The organism is Paenibacillus senegalimassiliensis (assembly GCF_001486585.1).
Lineage (GTDB): Bacteria > Bacillota > Bacilli > Paenibacillales > Paenibacillaceae > Fontibacillus > Fontibacillus senegalimassiliensis.
This window is the reverse complement of sequence record NZ_LN909044.1, coordinates 630,928-647,238: the sequence shown is the minus strand read 5'-3', so window position 1 is coordinate 647,238 and position 16,311 is coordinate 630,928. Positions and strand designations below refer to the sequence as shown.

The window sequence follows — 16,311 nt, the reverse complement described above, 5'->3', positions numbered from 1 at the left end:
CCCTTCAGATGCTGACTAATATGCGGAAGATAAGGGGATGTGCGAATGCGGTTATCCAAATGGATGTTACTACTTGCGGTGATTTGCGTAGTGTTCGTCGCGTCAGGCTGTACAGGCTCCTCGGCTACCAGCGGCAATACGTCCGCGAACCCGCAAGGCCAAGATAAGGTGAAGCTGGTCTTTTGGAGTCACCAGGAAGATGCAATTGTAAACGCATACAAAAAGCTTGTTGCTGAATTTCAGACCCAACACCCCGATATTACCATCGAGTATCAGACCTTTCCCTATGATGTATACAATCCGAAGCTGAAGGCATCCTTCTCGGCGGAGACACCGCCGGATATCGCCGAGATGTTCGGAACCTGGGTACCCGCTTATTCCAAAAATGACTTGCTCGTCGAAATACCTGATAGTGAACATGTGCAACAGGAGTATTATGACGCTCCTATAGGTGCGTATTTACGGGATGGCAAGTTATATGGCTTGCCGCTGGAATACAACATTGAGAACGGCGGAATGTTGATTCATCCGCAAATGCTCAAGGAGCAGGGCTTGGAGCAGCCCCCGTCCACTTGGGCAGAACTGGTCGAATACGCCAAGAAGCTGACAGTGCGCCAGGGGAATACCTTGCAGATTAAGGGCTTCGACTTCGTATCCTCCGACAATATTACCTTTACTTTCCTATCCTTGATTCTCCAGCAGAATGCTAGCTTCTGGGGCGAGAATGAGCATGTCAACTTCCGGACGCCAGAAGCGGAGAAGGCGATGTCTGAGCTGGTCTCTCTGATTGCCGAACACAAAGTTGCGGATTTGACGACCTTTGGCGGCGAACTCGATACCTCCGACTACTTCTTCCGTGGCAACTCAGCGATGACCTACCGCGGTCCGTGGACTATTTCGGCAGGCTTGAACAACTATAAGGTCAGCGATTTTGAATACGTACCTGTGCCTTCGTTCACGGATAATCCGCCTACCTTTGCGGCTGAATCCGGCTGGGGTCTGACCGTGGCGAAGCGAAGCAAGCAGCAGGAGGCTGCACTGAAGTTCGTACAATTCGTTTCACTCAAGGAGAATCTGGCTGCCTGGAACACGGACACTTTTACCGTTCCAGCCAAGAAGGAAATTGCTGAAGATCCTGAATTCCTGAACAACAATCCATATATGAAGACCCCGATCGAAGCTTTACCGCTTGGTCAATGGATCGGACCCGTAGCGGATCGCGACTATTTCTTCAAGCAGGTCAATGACCACTTTCAATTAATGGTTACGGGCCAAATGAGTGTGAAGGAAGGACTCGCGAAGATCGAACAGGCCATTAACGATAACCAGGACCAACATAAGCGATAGGGGTGTGTTCGGGCATGCGTGTTGCTGTTTCGGCCAATAAGGCCAATAAGTTGAAGCCAACGGGAAGAGCTGCAGGCCTGCGGGCCAAGCGGAGATTTATCCTCATCTCGCTCATACCTATTTTGCTATTGTTTGGCGTATTCGCTTTCCTGCCCATTGCCTGGAGCTTGGGGTTATCTGTCTTTCAGTATGATCCGCTTAGCTCCAAGGCTATCTTCGTAGGGGCAGAGAATTATATTCGCATGGCCAGTGATGCCGTGTTTTTGAAATCATTATGGATTACCTTCAAGTTCGTGGCGATTACGGTTCTGGTCAATATCGTGATTACATTATGCATAGCTTCCGCTATCCAGCGGGTCAGAATTCCTTGGCTCAAGAGCTTGTTCCGTACCTTGTTCTTCTTACCAACCATTGCACCGCTGGCAGGAACGGCCATCGTCTGGAGCACGATGTTTAATTACAACAACGGTCTGTTCAATCTCATTTTGTTGAAGCTGCATCTGACGCCCATTCAGTGGCTGGCTGATCCCCAGTACGCCCTTTATTCCGTCATTATGATGACCTTGTGGGCGGATATCGGTTACAACGTTGTACTGTTCATTGCCGGATTGGACTCCATTCCGGACATGTACTATGAAGCCGCATTACTGGAAGGGGCGGGGAGATGGCGTATTTTTTTTCAAATTACGTTGCCCTTGCTGCGTAGGACGCTGTTATTCGTGTCGGTAACGACGGTAGTTTCTTACTTTCAGGCATTCCCGCAATTTCAAATCATGACCAAGGGGGAGCCCTTCAACGAGACGCGGGTACTGGCGTTACATATTTACGATCAGGCCTTTGCCAGCTCCAATATGGGCTATGCCTCTGCCATGGCGACGGTGTTCCTTATGGTTATCCTGCTCGTCACGCTGGTGCAATTAAGAGGGGGACGCGCCAATTGGGAGCATTAAGAGGAGGTAGAGTCCATGCTGCATCGACGTAGCGCTTGGGATGGAGTAGTGATCCTTGTATTGGCTGTAGCGGCTGGCATCATGCTGGTGCCGTATGCCTGGATGGTTCTGTCTTCGCTGAAGAGCAATATGGAGATCGTAGCGGGTACAGGAGGCTTGATTCCCAGGGAGCCCAGTCTGGAAGGATATCGGACAGTATTCCGGGATGCTCCCTTTGTGACCTGGCTGTTCAACAGCTTGGGAACCTCCATCGTGATTACGGTTGCGACCTTGTTCACCAGCGCGCTTACGGGATATATTTTCGCCAAACATCAATTTAGGGGCAAGAAGCTGCTGTTCATTCTCATTCTGGCAACCATGATGATTCCATTTCAGGTGATTATGATCCCGACCTACCTCATTACGGCTGAGCTTGGACTCATTAACAATCTGATGGCCATCGTGCTGCCTTGTCTGGTGAGCTCCTATGGTGTGTTCCTGGCGAAGCAATTCATTGAGGAAATTCCGCAGGAACTGCTGGAGGCGGCCCGAATGGATGGTGCCGGAGAGTTCAAGCTAATGTTGCGTATTGTGACGCCGCTGATCTTGCCCATGCTGTCGGCCTTAGGCATCTTCACGTTCATGAATTCCTGGAACAATTACCTATGGCCTTTGATTGTGCTGAACGATGAGAGCAAGATGACGGTTCCGCTGGCCCTGGTCTATTTCAATGGAACGCATATGGTTAATTACAACGTAGTGATGTCAGCGGCGGTTCTGATTACTTTGCCGGTGATCGTAGTCTTTCTGATCTTTCAAAAGCAATTCATCAAAGGCCTGACCATGACAGGCATGAAATAGGAGTGTGGATAAGAGCGATGACGAAAATTTCCATTATCGGGGCAGGAAGTGCCTTCACAAGAGATATTGCGATGGATATTCTGATGATCGAGGGGTTGGACGGGGGAACGATTGCCCTGGTAGATATCGATGAGCGGCGGCTGGAGTTAGCACGCAGACTCGTCTTGAAGATCGTGGAGATGACGGGCAAATCGTGGCAGGTGATCGCTTCTACCGACCGCAGGGAGGTCATTGGGGGATCTCGGTTCATTATCAATCAGATTGAAGTTGGCGGTCTGGAAACGGTTCGCTATGAATATGAGATTCCATTAAAATACGGAGTCAACCAATGTATTGGAGATACGTTAGGTCCAGGTGGCCTGTTCAAAACGCTGCGAACGCTCCCCAGTTGGATCGAGATTGTCAGGGATGTGGAGGAGCTATGCCCGGATGGGATGATTCTGAACTACACCAATCCGATGTCAGCAGTTACGTTGCTTACCTCCCGGATTACCGAGCTGCCGGTGGTAGGGTTATGCCACTCGATTCAGAATTCATCGGCTCAACTGGCGGAATATGCGGGAATTCCTTACGAGGAGCTTCATTGGAGAGCCGGGGGAATCAATCATATGTCCTGGTTTGTGGAACTTAGCCACAAGGGACAGGATATATATCCTATCTTGCTGGAGAAGATCAAGGACCCTGAGCTGCTGCGGCAGGACCCGGTTCGTTTTGATGCCATGAAGTATCTGGGGGCCTTTGTCTCGGAATCCAGCGGTCACTTCTCCGAGTACATTCCGTATTATCGGAAGCGGCAGTCGCTGATCGATCAGCATTGCAGTACGGGGTATAATGGGGCAACAGGCTTCTATGCCGATAATTGGCCGATTTGGCGCAAAGAGAATGATGAAGAGATCGTGCGCCAGCTTGAGGGGACTTTGCCGCTGGAATTGCAGTCCAGCAAGGAATATGCCGCGGTTATTATTGAGGGCGTACTCAAGGGCGAACCCAAGGTAATCTACGGTAATGTCCCGAACCGGGGATTGATCGAAAATTTGTCACCGGATGGGGTAGTTGAAGTAGCTTGTCTGGTCGATGCCAAGGGGATTCAGCCTACCCGCTTCGGCAAGCTGCCGGAGCATTTGGCTGCCCTGTGCCGTTCGAATATGGCGTTCTTTGATCTGGCAGTAGAAGCGGTACGGCAAGGCGACAAGGAAATGGCCCGCCATGCCCTGATGGTGGACCCCCTGACGGCGGCAGTTTGCTCCCTGGAGGAGATTGGCCATATGTTTGAAGAGCTATATGAGGCGGAGCAAGGCATTGTTCCGGTGCTTAAATGATGGGAAGCCAGAGCCGAGAACTCATGGAATCGAGGCCAATGATTGTTGTCGCTGGAGAGCTGAATGTGGATATCATCGTATCGGGCAACGATGTGATGCCGGAATGGAATCGGGAGAAGCTGGTGGAAGGCTTTGAGATCGTGCTGGGATCTTCCTCTGCCATTACGGCTTGCGCACTGGCAAGTCTGGGGGCAGACGTGCGGTTTGTTAGCGTAGTGGGGGATGACGACTTCGGGCGGTATTGTACCAATGAGCTACAACGCATGGGGGTGAACACCGAGCATGTGATAGGGTTACCGGGGATCAAGACCGGGGTAACCTTGTCCTTCTCTACGCCAGCGGACCGGGGCCTGCTAACCTATGCAGGCAGCATCCCGCTGATGAAGCCGGAGCTTGTCCCGGAGAAGCTGCTTCGCGAGGTCCGCCACCTCCATTTCGGGTCCTACTATTTGCAGGACGGTATGAGATCCTATTGGCCCGAATTGTTTCAAAGGCTACGTTCAGACGGCATTAGTACGTCCTTCGATACAGGTTGGGATGTGGCTAACGAGTGGGATCGCGAAGGGATTAGCACGCTCTTGGGCCATACGGATTTGTTCATGCCCAGCGAGGAAGAGCTGCTGCATATTTTCCCGGCGGATCAGGTTTCTGATATGCTAGAGTCGGGGTTACCCCCGGTGGCCGGGCTAGTGGCCGTCAAGCAAGGCTCCCGCGGTGCTTCGCTACGTGAATTAGACGGGAGCGTGAGCTGGGCGGAGCCCTATCAGGTATCACCTGTAGATACGACCGGGGCAGGCGACTGCTTCAATGCGGGTATCATTTACGGTTATTTGCTGGGTCATCGTGGCAAGGAGCTAATACGATTTGCCAATGCTTGCGGAGCGGTATCGACGCTAGGAATCGGCGGCACAGGAAGCTTGCCGACGGTGGAGGCTGTCAGGAAGCTGCAGGCGGTAGTCAAAGCATGAGTTGCCTGCTAGTGCTGAAGCATAGCATGACGGGCAATTAGCTGCGATTTGATTACAGGGAGCCATCGACAATTTGAATTATGCAGACAAATCGCTCCATTAACAGCCGGAGGATTTATCTGATTTTCACTATATCAAATTGGATATATCCTTCAAATATTTCTAGTATATAATATATTTAGAAATAATTTACTATATTTGAATCTAAGGAGCTGACATTAATGTTGAAATTAAAACCATGGTCCATCGTCGTACTAAGCTTAATTCTGGGATTTGTTCTAGTAAGCACCTCGGTACATACGCCGGATGTATCGGCGGCCGGGGCTGAATATTATGTGGCCACGAATGGCAATGATTCCAATGCGGGCACCAGCACCGCGCCGTGGAAGACTTTGCAGCATGCGGCTGACGTGGTACCTGCAGGGAGTACGGTCTATGTTCGGGATGGCGTGTACAACCAGAAGTTGAAAATCACTCGTTCAGGCTCTGCGGCGCAAGGCCCTATCGTGTTCACTAACTATGGAACGGAACAGCCGATCATCGACGGTACCGGACTAACGGTTAGCGGCTCCCAAGGGCTGGTCGAGCTTGAGGACGTGAGCTATGTCACGGTTCAGGGCTTCGAAATCCGTAACTTTACTACAACGTCCCGAAACGCCGTGCCTGTAGGTATCTATGTGCATGGAGCAGGCGGATTTATTACGCTGGCTGACAATAAAATCCATGATATCAAGAACACAGCTACTCCAACAGGTAGCGATTTGCTTGGACGTGATGCCCATGGTATTGCTGTATACGGCACCAAGGCGCCTGCCTCGCTTCATGATCTTGTGATTAGCGGCAATGAACTCTACAATCTCGTGTTGGGCTCCAGTGAATCCATGGTTCTTAACGGGAATGTCGATGGTTTCGAGGTCCTTAATAACCTGGTGCATGACAATGACAATATCGGAATTGACCTGATCGGCTTTGAAGGGACGGCACCCAATTCGGCTTATGACCAAGCGCGTAACGGCCTGGTGAAGGGAAATCAGGTGTACAATATTACTTCCAACTATAATCCATCCTACGGCAAGACGCTGCCGAACAATAGTAATGGCGCTGACGGCATTTACGTGGATGGAGGCAAGGATAGCATTATCGAGCAGAACTACAGCTATAACAACGATATCGGTATTGAAATCGCCTCGGAGCATGCTGGCAGATCAACCAGCAATATTACGATACGCAGCAACGTCGTTTATAACAATCGGCTGACCGGGATTGCCATGGGGGGATATGATGATGAACGTGGTTCAACGGTCAATTGCAAAATTGTGAACAACACCGTGTATAAGAACGATACGGTAGGTGACGGCAGCGGACAGCTTTATGTCCAGTTTGATACAAGAAACAACATCATTAAGAACAACATCTTTGTCGCCAGTTCTTCCGATGTGCTGATTTATAATGAATATACAGAGAATTCAGGCAATGTAGTCGATTATAACCTGTACTTCACTTCCGGAGGCAGCAGCGAAGCGGGCTTCACGTGGAAGAACAACGATTATTGGGGATTTTCCGACTATAAAGCGGGAACAGGCAATGACGCTCATTCCCTGTTCCTGGACCCCAAATTCGTGAATGCCGCCTCAGGCAACTTCCATCTGCAATCCTCCTCGCCTGCCATTGATGCCGGTGATACGGATCATGCGATTATCGGAACAGAGGATATCGATGGAGATCCACGAGTACAAGGCGCTGCCGTCAACATTGGCGCTGACGAGTAAATGCCGATTCACTTTACGAGATAGCAAATAGCAGCTAAAATAATAAGACCCTAGGGCCAGCGGCTTTCCAGCCGCAGGTCCTAGGTTTTTTTTATCTCGCATGATTATTTCTTGTTGCTTTGTAATGAAAAGTTGCAGCAGGCGTATTAACTAATGAATTACTTGGCCAGGTAATACCTTGGCGAAAGGAGAGTCCTAAGTGATGCAGGAGCATATGGTGGTTCATCCTTTTATCCCGCAGGAGACTCAGGATGGGCCAGCAGCATGGATAGCTACGGGCGGAACGGCTGCTATTTTTGAAAAATACTATAAACGGATTTTCAACTATGTCGCCTACCGTGTTCCTGGTATTCATACTGCTGAGGACTTGACCAGTGCCGTATTCGAAAAGATCCTAAATAAGCTGGGCACCTATTCGGAAGCGAAGGCCCCCTTCGAAGTATGGCTATTCGCGATCGCTCGAAATGTGGTGAACGACTATTATAGACAGCAGAAGAGAAAACAGTTCTTCTCCTTGGAAATGGTGAAGGAATTGGTGTCGAGCAAAAGGGACCCGGAGAATCTGATGCTAAGAGAAGAGCAAAACGATCAGCTCATGCGCGCGTTGCGGCAATTGGATGCCCGGGAACGAAATATCATTGCCTTGAAATATGGAGCAAATCTTCGCAATACCGATATTGCCCAAATCACCGGGCAGAGTGAAAGCAACATAGGCGTTATTTGCTACCGTGCTATGAAGAAACTCAAGTCTGAGCTTGGGAGAGTGGATGAGTTATGAGCAAGAAGGAGGATCAGAGTCTGGCAGAGTTGGACAAACGACTGTCCCATACGGATTTCAGTCAATATGCTGATCGGCAAGCCATATGGTTGGCGGTGAAGCTATCCGAACAGAAACAGGAGAGGAAAAGGATGAATAAGAGAACACGGAGACGTACCGCCATTGCACTGAGCACTACTTTAGCTGTGGGTTTGTTAAGCATTATTATAGCGCAGCCCTCTGCGGCACAAAGTGTGATGAATAAGGTGCTGGCCACGTTCAATCTAGGCCATATTGAAGTATATCAAATGGAAACGCCTCAGGAATCTTCACGGCCAACGGAGCCAATTGAAGGTTCAAATGAAAGCTATACAAACGACGATCCCAATGTCATGGTGAGCAGGGAGGATGTTGAGACTGCTTCGGAAAATACGCTGATTCTTACGGATTTGTCCGAGGTATCCAAGTACGCCGAATTTAATGTGAAGCTCCCGCAATATTTGCCGGAGGGCTACTCATTTGATCGGGCAGAGCTGTATGGGGATAGCAAAGAGGTAAGCGGGAAGTACGTTAGTCTTTACTTTACAAACAAGGATAAGGACGGGCAAATTTTCATGCAGCAACGACTGCCGAGTGAAGAAACTGCCTTTGCAATGAGTGTGGAAGGCGAGGTTCAGGAGTTGACCATCAATGGGTTAAAGGCGGTAACGGTTGTAGGTAGAAGTATTGACTGGGAGAATTCAGAGGCATTATATGGCCTTAGTAGTAGGGACTTAAATCAAGAAGAGCTTATTCGTATCGCGGAATCCATTCAGCCTTAGGTAGATAATAAGAGCCAGACCTCTATGTGGAGGCCTGGCTTCTTTTAGCTTTCAAAATACTTTGCTTGAATATAGAAATAAGCAGGGCGCTCTCCACGCTGCTCAATAAGTGACACCTCAAGCAGATCCTTGATCATTTTCCTTATCGTAGCCGGTGATTTGCCAAAAATATCGATAAGCTCTTTAATCGTAAGACCAGCATGGGAATCAAAGAAATGATTTTGAGCTAAAGTAAACATCATGTCTCTATGGGTCTCCGTCAATTTTTGTAATCGGATGTCTTCTCTAAGTTTGTCCGCAGCCATCAGCAACAACTGCCGTTTTTCTTTGAGCTCGCTATTCATTTGTTCCAAGGTATCAATCATAATTTTAAGGAAGCATTCAATAAAATGATTCATCTCTCCACGGCTGCGAATGCTATTCGCGATTTCAAAGGCCTCCAAATATTTATGTTTATAGATGTTGCACCCTCTGGATAAGGAAAGTGTTGAAATATTTCCTAATTCCTTGGCTAAATACATACTGCTGATAAACCGGGATGTCCTTCCGTTGCCATCATAAAACGGATGGATATAGCCGAAATAGAAATGCCCGATGGCTACTTTAATTAAATGGGGAACAATATGATTGTCATTCATAAACTTCAACCAATGTTGGGTTAAGTTAATAATTTCAGATTCAGGGGTAACGCCTTCATGAATTATTTTTCCCGATCCTGATTTTTTTAGAAGATATGTAGCTTCTGCTCGGAAAATAGTTCCATCCGGCAACTCGTGTGCCTCGATCTCCCCATTTGTGATATCATCATAAATCTGCCGTATATCCTTGGGAGTGCTTGGTAAACGAACATCCTCATCTAGTAAATGAAAGTATGACTTAATCATGCTATCAAATCTCTGGTTGGTTTTCTTGTTTAACAGGACTTCCCGAGTGCTTCGAGCGATCTCTTCCCGAGTGCTTGTGACACCCTCCAATTGATTGGTATTGTACAATTCATCAATTAAACATTCATGAATGAATTGCCGCTGTGCTACAGAGGGGAGTGTATTAAAGGTTTCAGCCAATATATTAGAAGTAATGTGCAGGTCTCCAACCATTTGCAACATGGCATTAGAGGGAACATAAAATAGTTCATAGTTGTGGCGCTGGTTTATAGGCTTAATGGTTAAGTCTACATGGATAGCCATATCAGAGTGGAACCTGGCATGATAGGTTTTCTCGAATTCGCTAGCACTCTTCTCATGAAAAACCTTATGTAAGTATTTCATTCTTCTCCCTCTCTTTCCTAATGAATATATAAAGTATATAAATCTACTTAGAATATATCTTGGTCAGTTCTATGTGTCAATTATGTCCTTTTTTATTATATTGGTCAGGATATTTATTTGCTAAACCTTCCCCGCTGCTTTTATCTGTCCTCTCCCTGTCCGGTCCGTGACCCATGTTTGTCCGTTTATAGGCCGATGGCGACCGGAAATCCGCGATACAATGATAGTGTCGAAGAAGAAGGATACAACAACATAAAGCTTACGCAGGGCCGTGAATGAGACTTTCACGGCCCTGCTGTTTTCTCGCCGGTTCCAGGTATTTGGACCGGCTATTCGTGTTGGCGGGACCCCTTGCACCGGTTCAACGAACCCACAAAGGCGCTATAGAGGAAGGGCGTTCTTAGCATAAGGCAAGCCGAGGTCCCTCCACGAATAACAGATCGCAAAATGTCTGGAACAAGGCGGAGACAGCCATGCGCTAAGCGAAGTCGAAAGCAGGTGAGGAGTGTATTTTGACACAGATGACTTTGAATGACGTTGTACAGAGCCTGGCTCATGTGCTCACTACCGGTATTCCGGAGGTTCCCGTGCATACGGAGAAGCAGCCTGGGGACACCGAAGGGCCCTATCTACTCGTACAACTGGCGAAGTCGGAGCAGAGCCGAGAACTTCATCGAAGGTACAAGCGTACTCATTCGCTTGAAGTGCAATTCGTTCCAGATGGAGCGGATAGCCGGTTGTCTACCTATGACATGGCGGAGCGCCTTTATGAGCTGCTTGCTGACTTTGGCATGGGCGATGGTCTGATGCCGGGTAGCGCTTTGGCCGCACAGTGGCAGGAAGATGGGGTACTACACCTGCAACTGACATTTACCCAAATCGTCTGGTCGCAGGCCAGCGAAGAGATCAAGATGGGAACGCTCCGGCAGGAGGGAGAGCTTAAAGATGGTGTTTAAGAAGAAAAAGGTAGCCCAGCCTGTGCAGCGGACTTTCTCCAAAGCACAACTGCTGGCAGCTAACCGTTTCAGCGGTGTGGAGAAGGATATTCTGCATGTCGCGCTGACGGATGAGGGAATTTATACGGCGGCTCAAGCAGAGCAAGCCGTGCAATCATTTATTCAAAGAGGAGTGAAGGAACATGGCTAACGGCACATGGACAACGCAAAATAAAGTATCCCCAGGGACGTATATCAACTTCAAATCAGCAGCCCGTGCAGTGGGTACAGTGGGGGAACGAGGGGTGGCTGCTTTTCCGGCACCATTGCCTTGGGGCCCTGAGGGAGTTATCAAATTGGAGGCGGAAGCTTTCCTGCAAAATGCAGAGAAGCTGCTGGGCTTCGGGGCAGCCGATGCCAGAATCCGTCATATCGCAGCGGCCATGGCTCATGCCAGCCAAGTGCTCATTTACCGGCTTGGAGCCAAGGGAGCTGAACAGGCCCAGGCCACAGTAGGTGAACTGACAGCTACGGCCAACTACGGCGGTACACGTGGTAACGACCTGCAGATTATTGTACAAGCTAGCGTCGACGAGCCGGATCACTATGAGGTCCGTACTTTGCTGGAAGGCGAAGAAGTAGATACGCAAATCGTAGGCTCCATTGAAGAACTGGTGAACCACGACTTCGTTACCTTTACGGGCAGCGGGGAGTTGACGGAGACAGCCGGAACGGCGCTTACGGGCGGTGTGGATGGTCCGGTAAGCAATGGCGATTGGACCGCAGCGCTGGCAGCTTTGGAAGCTGAAGAGTTCGATGTGCTGGGCGTACCCACAGATGATGCGGCGATCAAGCAACTGGCTGTAGCTTATACGAAGCGCCTGCGTGAGCAGGAGGGCAAGAAAATCGTTACCGTACTTTATAACCATTCTCAAGCCAATTACGAAGGAATTATCAGCTTGAAGAACAGCATTATTACGACAGACGGCTTGACCGTGGAGCCTATTTATCTGCTATGGGAAATTACTGCCATGGAGGCAGCCGCCAATGTCAACGAATCCCTTACTTATACGGAGATCCCGAATGCAGCGGACGTATCGCCTAAATTGACTTATAGCGAGATGATCCAGGCACTGCAAAACGGGGAGCTGGTGCTTACCGCCTCGAACGGCCAAGTGCAAATTCAGCAGGATATCAATACATTGACCACTTTTACGCCGGAAAAAGCCAAGCATTTCAGCAAAAACCGCGTGGTACGGGTGCTGGATACGATTGCCCGTGATCTGCAACGAACCTTTGCTTCGAGCTACCTCGGCAAGATCGGCAACAATGCGGATGGCCGCAATTTGCTGAAGGGCGAGGTGCTGAGCTACCTGGGCAGCTTGCAGGGCATCGGTGCGATTCAGAATTTTGATGCGGAGAGCGACCTTGAAGTGCTTCCAGGCAACGAAGGCGATGCCGTCGTGATCAACCTGAATGTACAGCCGGTGGACAGCATCGAAAAAATCTACATGACCGTGACGGTCAACTAAGGAGGACGAAATCATGGCAGGCTCTTTTTTTAATGTGAAGGATGCAGTAAGTGGCAAGCAAGCCAAAGCTTTTATCAAAATGGATGGACGTACGGAAGAATTGTTTTATGCCAAAACACTGGAATCGACGATTGAGAAGACCAAGGTAGACGTGCCTACGCTGGGCAGAACCAGCACACCGCAACGTTCTGCTGGCTGGAAGGGTACAGGGACGTTGACGATTTATTATGTCTCCTCCTTCTTCCGCAATCTGATGCAGGATTATGTCAAGAACGGGACGGACTTCTGGTTCGATCTGATGATTACCAATGAGCAGCCGGGGAGCGGCGCGGGCAAGCAGACGGTGTTCCTGCGGGGCTGCAATATCGACAGCATTATCGCGGCTAAATTCGATGCGACTGCTGACGACATGCTGGACGAGGAAATTCCGTTTACCTTTGAAGACTATGACATTATCGAATCGTTTGGCACTGTTCAGCCAAGCAACTAAACCCATTTAGGAGGAGATTCACGAATGAGTGCTTTAACTGCTTTTTTTGCCCAAAATGCCGCCGCCGGACAGGTGGAGGAAGTTGTCGTTTCCGATCGTTTCAAAGATGAGAATGGAGCTGCCGTGCCTTGGCAGCTCCGCAGCATGACGGAAGAGGAGAACGAGACCATTCGCAAATCCTGCCAGCGCAAGGTGAAGGATAAGGGTGTGGTCAGCTACGAGACGAATACGGATGAGTATTTGGCCAAGCTGGCGGTCGCAAGCGTCGTGTTCCCGGATTTGAAGAACGCGGAGCTTCAACAATCCTATCAGGTGATGGGTGCGGACCAATGTCTGCGCAAGATGCTGCTGCCGGGTGAGTACGCTACGCTGGTGCAGAAGGTGCAACAGATTAACGGCTTTGACAAGAGCATTAATGAGCTGGCGGACGAGGTAAAAAACTAATCGACGAGGGCGATGGCGAGACGACCTGCGCCCTCTTTGCCTTAAACCGTTTCAACCTGATGCCATGGGAATTCGCTGCCCTGGGCATCAGGCAGAAGGCGGCCTTGGTCGCGATGATCCAGGAGATCATTAAGACGGAGAAGAAAGCAGCGAAGAGAAAGTGAATTTCCTGCCAGGAAAGAAGGTGAAACCTTGGCGAGTGCAAATTTGATGCTTCAACAAAATACGCTTTTTCAAACCTATATTCAACAACAGAATGTGGCTATTGCTAATTCGATGATTGTGTTTCAACAAGTTAATAACATCAATCAAGCTCAGACCAAGCTGAATAAGACCATGGACGATTCCGCCAAGAAGGCGAATGCATTCATGGGTATCTTTAATGGTCCGGCACTTGGGAAAATAGCAAAGGCGGGCAGTGCACTTCTGGGAGGTATGCTTCAGGATGGGGCGGATCAACAATCCGTCCTGGACCAAATGTCCCTTCGAGCCGGAAGCAAGGGGGCAGGGCAGGCCATCTTTGACCAAACGGCCTCGCAGGCTCTGAAATACGGTCAGGATGTGAAGACGGCTTTGGCAGGAACACAGGGGTTGATGGCAAGCACCACCGATCCAGCCCAGTTGGAACAACTGAATATGCTGGCAATGCGTATGTCGCAAATGAACCCGGATATGGGATTAAAAGGGGCAACTGATGCGCTATCCAAGCTAATGACAGGCGATAGCAAGTCCCTGGGAGAGGATTACAAAGTTGAGGCAGGGGATCAATCCGCATTAACCACCGCATCCAACGCGGGAGATATTAACGGCATGATTGCGGCGATGGATACGTTGCTGAACAAGCAGGGAATTACGCAGGCCGCGTTTGATACGATGTTAGATTCACCAGCCGTGAAATGGAAGAGCGTAGTGGATGGCTTTAATTTTCAATTAGCCTCATTAGGTCAACAAGGGATGAATGCGCTCACTCCTGCAATAGACGCACTGTTGAGTATGCTGAACAGCGAAGCGTTCAATCAGTTCATCAGTGGAGTAGGCGCAGCCTTTGGCTTTGTAGGCTTCCTGTTGGGTGAAGTCATGGCAGGGGTTGCCTCCTTTGTAGGCTCGCTAACTACAGGTGGCTCCTCTGTGAACATGATACTCCTTGGAATGGGAGTGGCACTAGCCGCATTGGGCGTCATGCTATGGGCCATGGTGGCTCCGGTGGTCGCACAGGGTATTGCTTGGTTGGCTGTGAATTGGCCTATTCTGCTGGTAGTGGCTGCTATTGCGCTCATTATTGGGGCTCTTATCAAGTTTGGAGTGTCTGTGGAGTCTATCGTTGGCTTTGTTGTGGGTTTATTTTATGGCTTATATGCTGCTATTTATAACTACGTTGCTATCTCCATCAATTTATGGATTGCCCTTGCCGAATTTCTAATCAACACCTTCCATAATTCGGTGTACAACATTAGGAAGTTTATCTTTGATATGGGACTGTTCTTTGGCGAACATATGTATAAAATGCTCCTTGCCACTGAGGACTTTGCCAGCGGATTTGTAAGTATCATTCTGGACGCGGTAAATGGAGCCCTTGGCGGCATTAATTTACTTATTGAAGGGTTCAATAAACTGACTGGTGCTGATATTTCAGCCATTCCATTACTTAATAAACCCGACATGCACGTGTTGAGTGATAAGCTCAGAGTTAAGCTGGACAGTATGGTGGCTCCGGAGGCTCCAGGTGATCCGACTCAACTGGGAAGAATGGAGACCAAGGATATACTAGGAGCTTTTAATCAAGGCAACCAGGCTGGGAAGAACCTCGTGAGTAAAGGAACGGATTTTCTTGATTCAGCAAAATCCGGCCTCGGCAATACGCTGGGCGGGATGCTGCCAGGCAGCCCGGGTACCGGGGGCACGGCTCAGCTAGGAACTCAGCCAAATATGAATATTTCCCAAATTGGCAGTGTGGGTAATGTCGGCAGTGTGGACCGCATTAATGAGACGGTGGATATTTCTTCGGAAGACCTCAAAATGATGCGTGAACTGGCGGAGGTAACCGCGATCCAGAACTTTACGACGCTGACACCAACGGTGACGGTTAACACAGGGCCGGTCTCCAAGGAAGTTGATATTCACACCATCGTGACGCAGATCGAACAGGTATTGGAAGAAGAGATCGCCACCAGCGCAGCGGGGGTGTATGCATGAGCTATACATTAATGCTGTCCTATAACAATGGAGCAGAGAGAATTTTTCTACCGGTGCTCCCTGAGAAGATTGAAGTGAACCAAAGTGGCAACAGCAAAAGCTACGATATCTCCCAGCTTGGCGAGGTTCAGGTGTTGACAGGACATAAACTGCTCGATATTTCATTCTCTGGTATTTTCCCGGCCCATCCTCTGTATGTGAGCGGGCAGGAGCGAGTTCCTTTTCTGGAGCCGAGCAAATATTACCACACATTGGAGAACTGGCTGTCTTACCAGAAGCCGATTCGACTGACCTTTAGCGGGTCCACGCTCAATCTTGATTTACCCGTGAGCATTGAGAGCTTTACGTATTCGGAATCGGGCGGTGCCGTTGGCGATATCAGCTATACCTTAAAGTTGAAGGAATACCGCTTTTATGCCGCAAAGAAAACGCCGGTGGAACAGTCAGGGGGAGCGGCAACTGCGGCTGCTCCGGCAGCAGCAACAAATGCTCCAACACGTCCCGACACCAGAGTACAGCCCAAAACCTATACGCTGGTATCCGGTGACAGCCTGTGGAAGGTGGCGCAGAAGGTGCTGGGTAGTGGTACCCGCTACAAGGAAATACAGAAGCTCAACGGCATTCAGGACAGTGAACTGACCCGGCTGCCTGTCGGCAAGGTGTTGAAGCTGCCATGAG

The 16,311-nt window shown here is 49.4% G+C and carries 16 protein-coding genes; 15 read left to right on the top strand and 1 reads right to left on the bottom strand.

What is annotated here, in order from left to right; genetic code table 11:
- Window positions 1-45: 45 nt before the first annotated feature.
- The 8 genes from BN3279_RS08770 (at window position 46) to BN3279_RS08735 (ending at window position 8,771) form a co-directional block, all read left to right on the top strand.
- Window positions 46-1,347 (top strand): ABC transporter substrate-binding protein, encoded by a 1,302-nt coding sequence (locus tag BN3279_RS08770; protein ID WP_059050236.1) that lies wholly within the window; start codon window positions 46-48, stop codon window positions 1,345-1,347.
- Between the two features lie 14 nt (window positions 1,348-1,361).
- A complete protein-coding gene (locus BN3279_RS08765; RefSeq protein ID WP_059050235.1) occupies window positions 1,362-2,297 on the top strand; it encodes a carbohydrate ABC transporter permease in 936 nt (311 codons plus the stop codon).
- Between the two features lie 15 nt (window positions 2,298-2,312).
- Complete coding sequence (locus tag BN3279_RS08760; protein ID WP_187377753.1) at window positions 2,313-3,137, top strand: carbohydrate ABC transporter permease; 825 nt, start codon at window positions 2,313-2,315, stop codon at window positions 3,135-3,137.
- Window positions 3,138-3,154: 17 nt separating this feature from the next.
- On the top strand, window positions 3,155-4,456 hold the full coding sequence (locus tag BN3279_RS08755; protein WP_059050234.1) for a family 4 glycosyl hydrolase: 1,302 nt from the start codon (window positions 3,155-3,157) through the stop codon (window positions 4,454-4,456).
- Between the two features lie 23 nt (window positions 4,457-4,479).
- Window positions 4,480-5,424 carry a carbohydrate kinase family protein gene (locus BN3279_RS08750; protein WP_089153454.1) on the top strand — a complete coding sequence of 315 codons (945 nt, stop codon included), beginning with the start codon at window positions 4,480-4,482 and terminating at the stop codon, window positions 5,422-5,424.
- 221 nt (window positions 5,425-5,645) lie between these two features.
- On the top strand, window positions 5,646-7,193 hold the full coding sequence (locus BN3279_RS08745) for a right-handed parallel beta-helix repeat-containing protein (protein WP_059050232.1): 1,548 nt from the start codon (window positions 5,646-5,648) through the stop codon (window positions 7,191-7,193).
- A 202-nt stretch (window positions 7,194-7,395) separates the two neighbouring features.
- Window positions 7,396-7,971 carry a sigma-70 family RNA polymerase sigma factor gene (locus BN3279_RS08740; protein ID WP_059050231.1) on the top strand — a complete coding sequence of 192 codons (576 nt, stop codon included), beginning with the start codon at window positions 7,396-7,398 and terminating at the stop codon, window positions 7,969-7,971.
- Window positions 7,968-8,771: a DUF4367 domain-containing protein gene (locus BN3279_RS08735; protein WP_059050230.1), complete on the top strand. Its 804-nt coding sequence runs from the start codon at window positions 7,968-7,970 to the stop codon at window positions 8,769-8,771. Before BN3279_RS08740 ends, BN3279_RS08735 begins: the two co-directional genes overlap by 4 nt.
- A gap of 44 nt (window positions 8,772-8,815) precedes the next feature.
- Here BN3279_RS08735 and BN3279_RS08730 read toward each other — a convergent pair whose 3' ends face one another.
- Window positions 8,816-10,039 carry a Fic family protein gene (locus BN3279_RS08730; RefSeq protein WP_059050229.1) on the bottom strand — a complete coding sequence of 408 codons (1,224 nt, stop codon included), beginning with the start codon at window positions 10,037-10,039 and terminating at the stop codon, window positions 8,816-8,818.
- 521 nt (window positions 10,040-10,560) lie between these two features.
- On the opposite strand from BN3279_RS08730, the gene BN3279_RS08725 reads away from it, so the two are divergent.
- The 7 genes from BN3279_RS08725 (at window position 10,561) to BN3279_RS08695 (ending at window position 16,310) form a co-directional block, all read left to right on the top strand.
- Window positions 10,561-10,995, top strand: a complete 435-nt coding sequence (locus tag BN3279_RS08725) for a phage tail terminator family protein (protein WP_059050228.1) — start codon at window positions 10,561-10,563, stop codon at window positions 10,993-10,995.
- On the top strand, window positions 10,988-11,185 hold the full coding sequence (locus BN3279_RS08720; RefSeq protein WP_222860881.1) for a hypothetical protein: 198 nt from the start codon (window positions 10,988-10,990) through the stop codon (window positions 11,183-11,185). Before BN3279_RS08725 ends, BN3279_RS08720 begins: the two co-directional genes overlap by 8 nt.
- Window positions 11,178-12,506, top strand: coding sequence for a phage tail sheath family protein (locus BN3279_RS08715; protein WP_059050226.1), 1,329 nt, complete (start codon window positions 11,178-11,180; stop codon window positions 12,504-12,506). The genes BN3279_RS08720 and BN3279_RS08715 overlap by 8 nt, the downstream gene beginning before the upstream one ends.
- A 13-nt stretch (window positions 12,507-12,519) precedes the next feature.
- Window positions 12,520-12,996 carry a phage tail tube protein gene (locus BN3279_RS08710; protein WP_059050225.1) on the top strand — a complete coding sequence of 159 codons (477 nt, stop codon included), beginning with the start codon at window positions 12,520-12,522 and terminating at the stop codon, window positions 12,994-12,996.
- Between the two features lie 24 nt (window positions 12,997-13,020).
- On the top strand, window positions 13,021-13,440 hold the full coding sequence (locus BN3279_RS08705) for a phage tail assembly chaperone (protein ID WP_059050224.1): 420 nt from the start codon (window positions 13,021-13,023) through the stop codon (window positions 13,438-13,440).
- Window positions 13,441-13,632: 192 nt separating this feature from the next.
- Window positions 13,633-15,633, top strand: coding sequence for a phage tail tape measure protein (locus BN3279_RS08700; RefSeq protein WP_059050223.1), 2,001 nt, complete (start codon window positions 13,633-13,635; stop codon window positions 15,631-15,633).
- Window positions 15,630-16,310, top strand: a complete 681-nt coding sequence (locus BN3279_RS08695; protein ID WP_059050222.1) for a LysM peptidoglycan-binding domain-containing protein — start codon at window positions 15,630-15,632, stop codon at window positions 16,308-16,310. Before BN3279_RS08700 ends, BN3279_RS08695 begins: the two co-directional genes overlap by 4 nt.
- Window position 16,311 lies beyond the last annotated feature (1 nt).

Coding starts and splice junctions, on each gene's coding strand:
- BN3279_RS08770 (WP_059050236.1), top strand. CDS start 46: ATGCGGTTATCCAAATGGATGTTACTACTTGCGGTGATTTGCGTAGTG.
- BN3279_RS08765 (WP_059050235.1), top strand. CDS start 1,362: ATGCGTGTTGCTGTTTCGGCCAATAAGGCCAATAAGTTGAAGCCAACG.
- BN3279_RS08760 (WP_187377753.1), top strand. CDS start 2,313: ATGCTGCATCGACGTAGCGCTTGGGATGGAGTAGTGATCCTTGTATTG.
- BN3279_RS08755 (WP_059050234.1), top strand. CDS start 3,155: ATGACGAAAATTTCCATTATCGGGGCAGGAAGTGCCTTCACAAGAGAT.
- BN3279_RS08750 (WP_089153454.1), top strand. CDS start 4,480: ATGGAATCGAGGCCAATGATTGTTGTCGCTGGAGAGCTGAATGTGGAT.
- BN3279_RS08745 (WP_059050232.1), top strand. CDS start 5,646: ATGTTGAAATTAAAACCATGGTCCATCGTCGTACTAAGCTTAATTCTG.
- BN3279_RS08740 (WP_059050231.1), top strand. CDS start 7,396: ATGCAGGAGCATATGGTGGTTCATCCTTTTATCCCGCAGGAGACTCAG.
- BN3279_RS08735 (WP_059050230.1), top strand. CDS start 7,968: ATGAGCAAGAAGGAGGATCAGAGTCTGGCAGAGTTGGACAAACGACTG.
- BN3279_RS08730 (WP_059050229.1), bottom strand. CDS start 10,039: ATGAAATACTTACATAAGGTTTTTCATGAGAAGAGTGCTAGCGAATTC.
- BN3279_RS08725 (WP_059050228.1), top strand. CDS start 10,561: ATGACTTTGAATGACGTTGTACAGAGCCTGGCTCATGTGCTCACTACC.
- BN3279_RS08715 (WP_059050226.1), top strand. CDS start 11,178: ATGGCTAACGGCACATGGACAACGCAAAATAAAGTATCCCCAGGGACG.
- BN3279_RS08710 (WP_059050225.1), top strand. CDS start 12,520: ATGGCAGGCTCTTTTTTTAATGTGAAGGATGCAGTAAGTGGCAAGCAA.
- BN3279_RS08705 (WP_059050224.1), top strand. CDS start 13,021: ATGAGTGCTTTAACTGCTTTTTTTGCCCAAAATGCCGCCGCCGGACAG.
- BN3279_RS08695 (WP_059050222.1), top strand. CDS start 15,630: ATGAGCTATACATTAATGCTGTCCTATAACAATGGAGCAGAGAGAATT.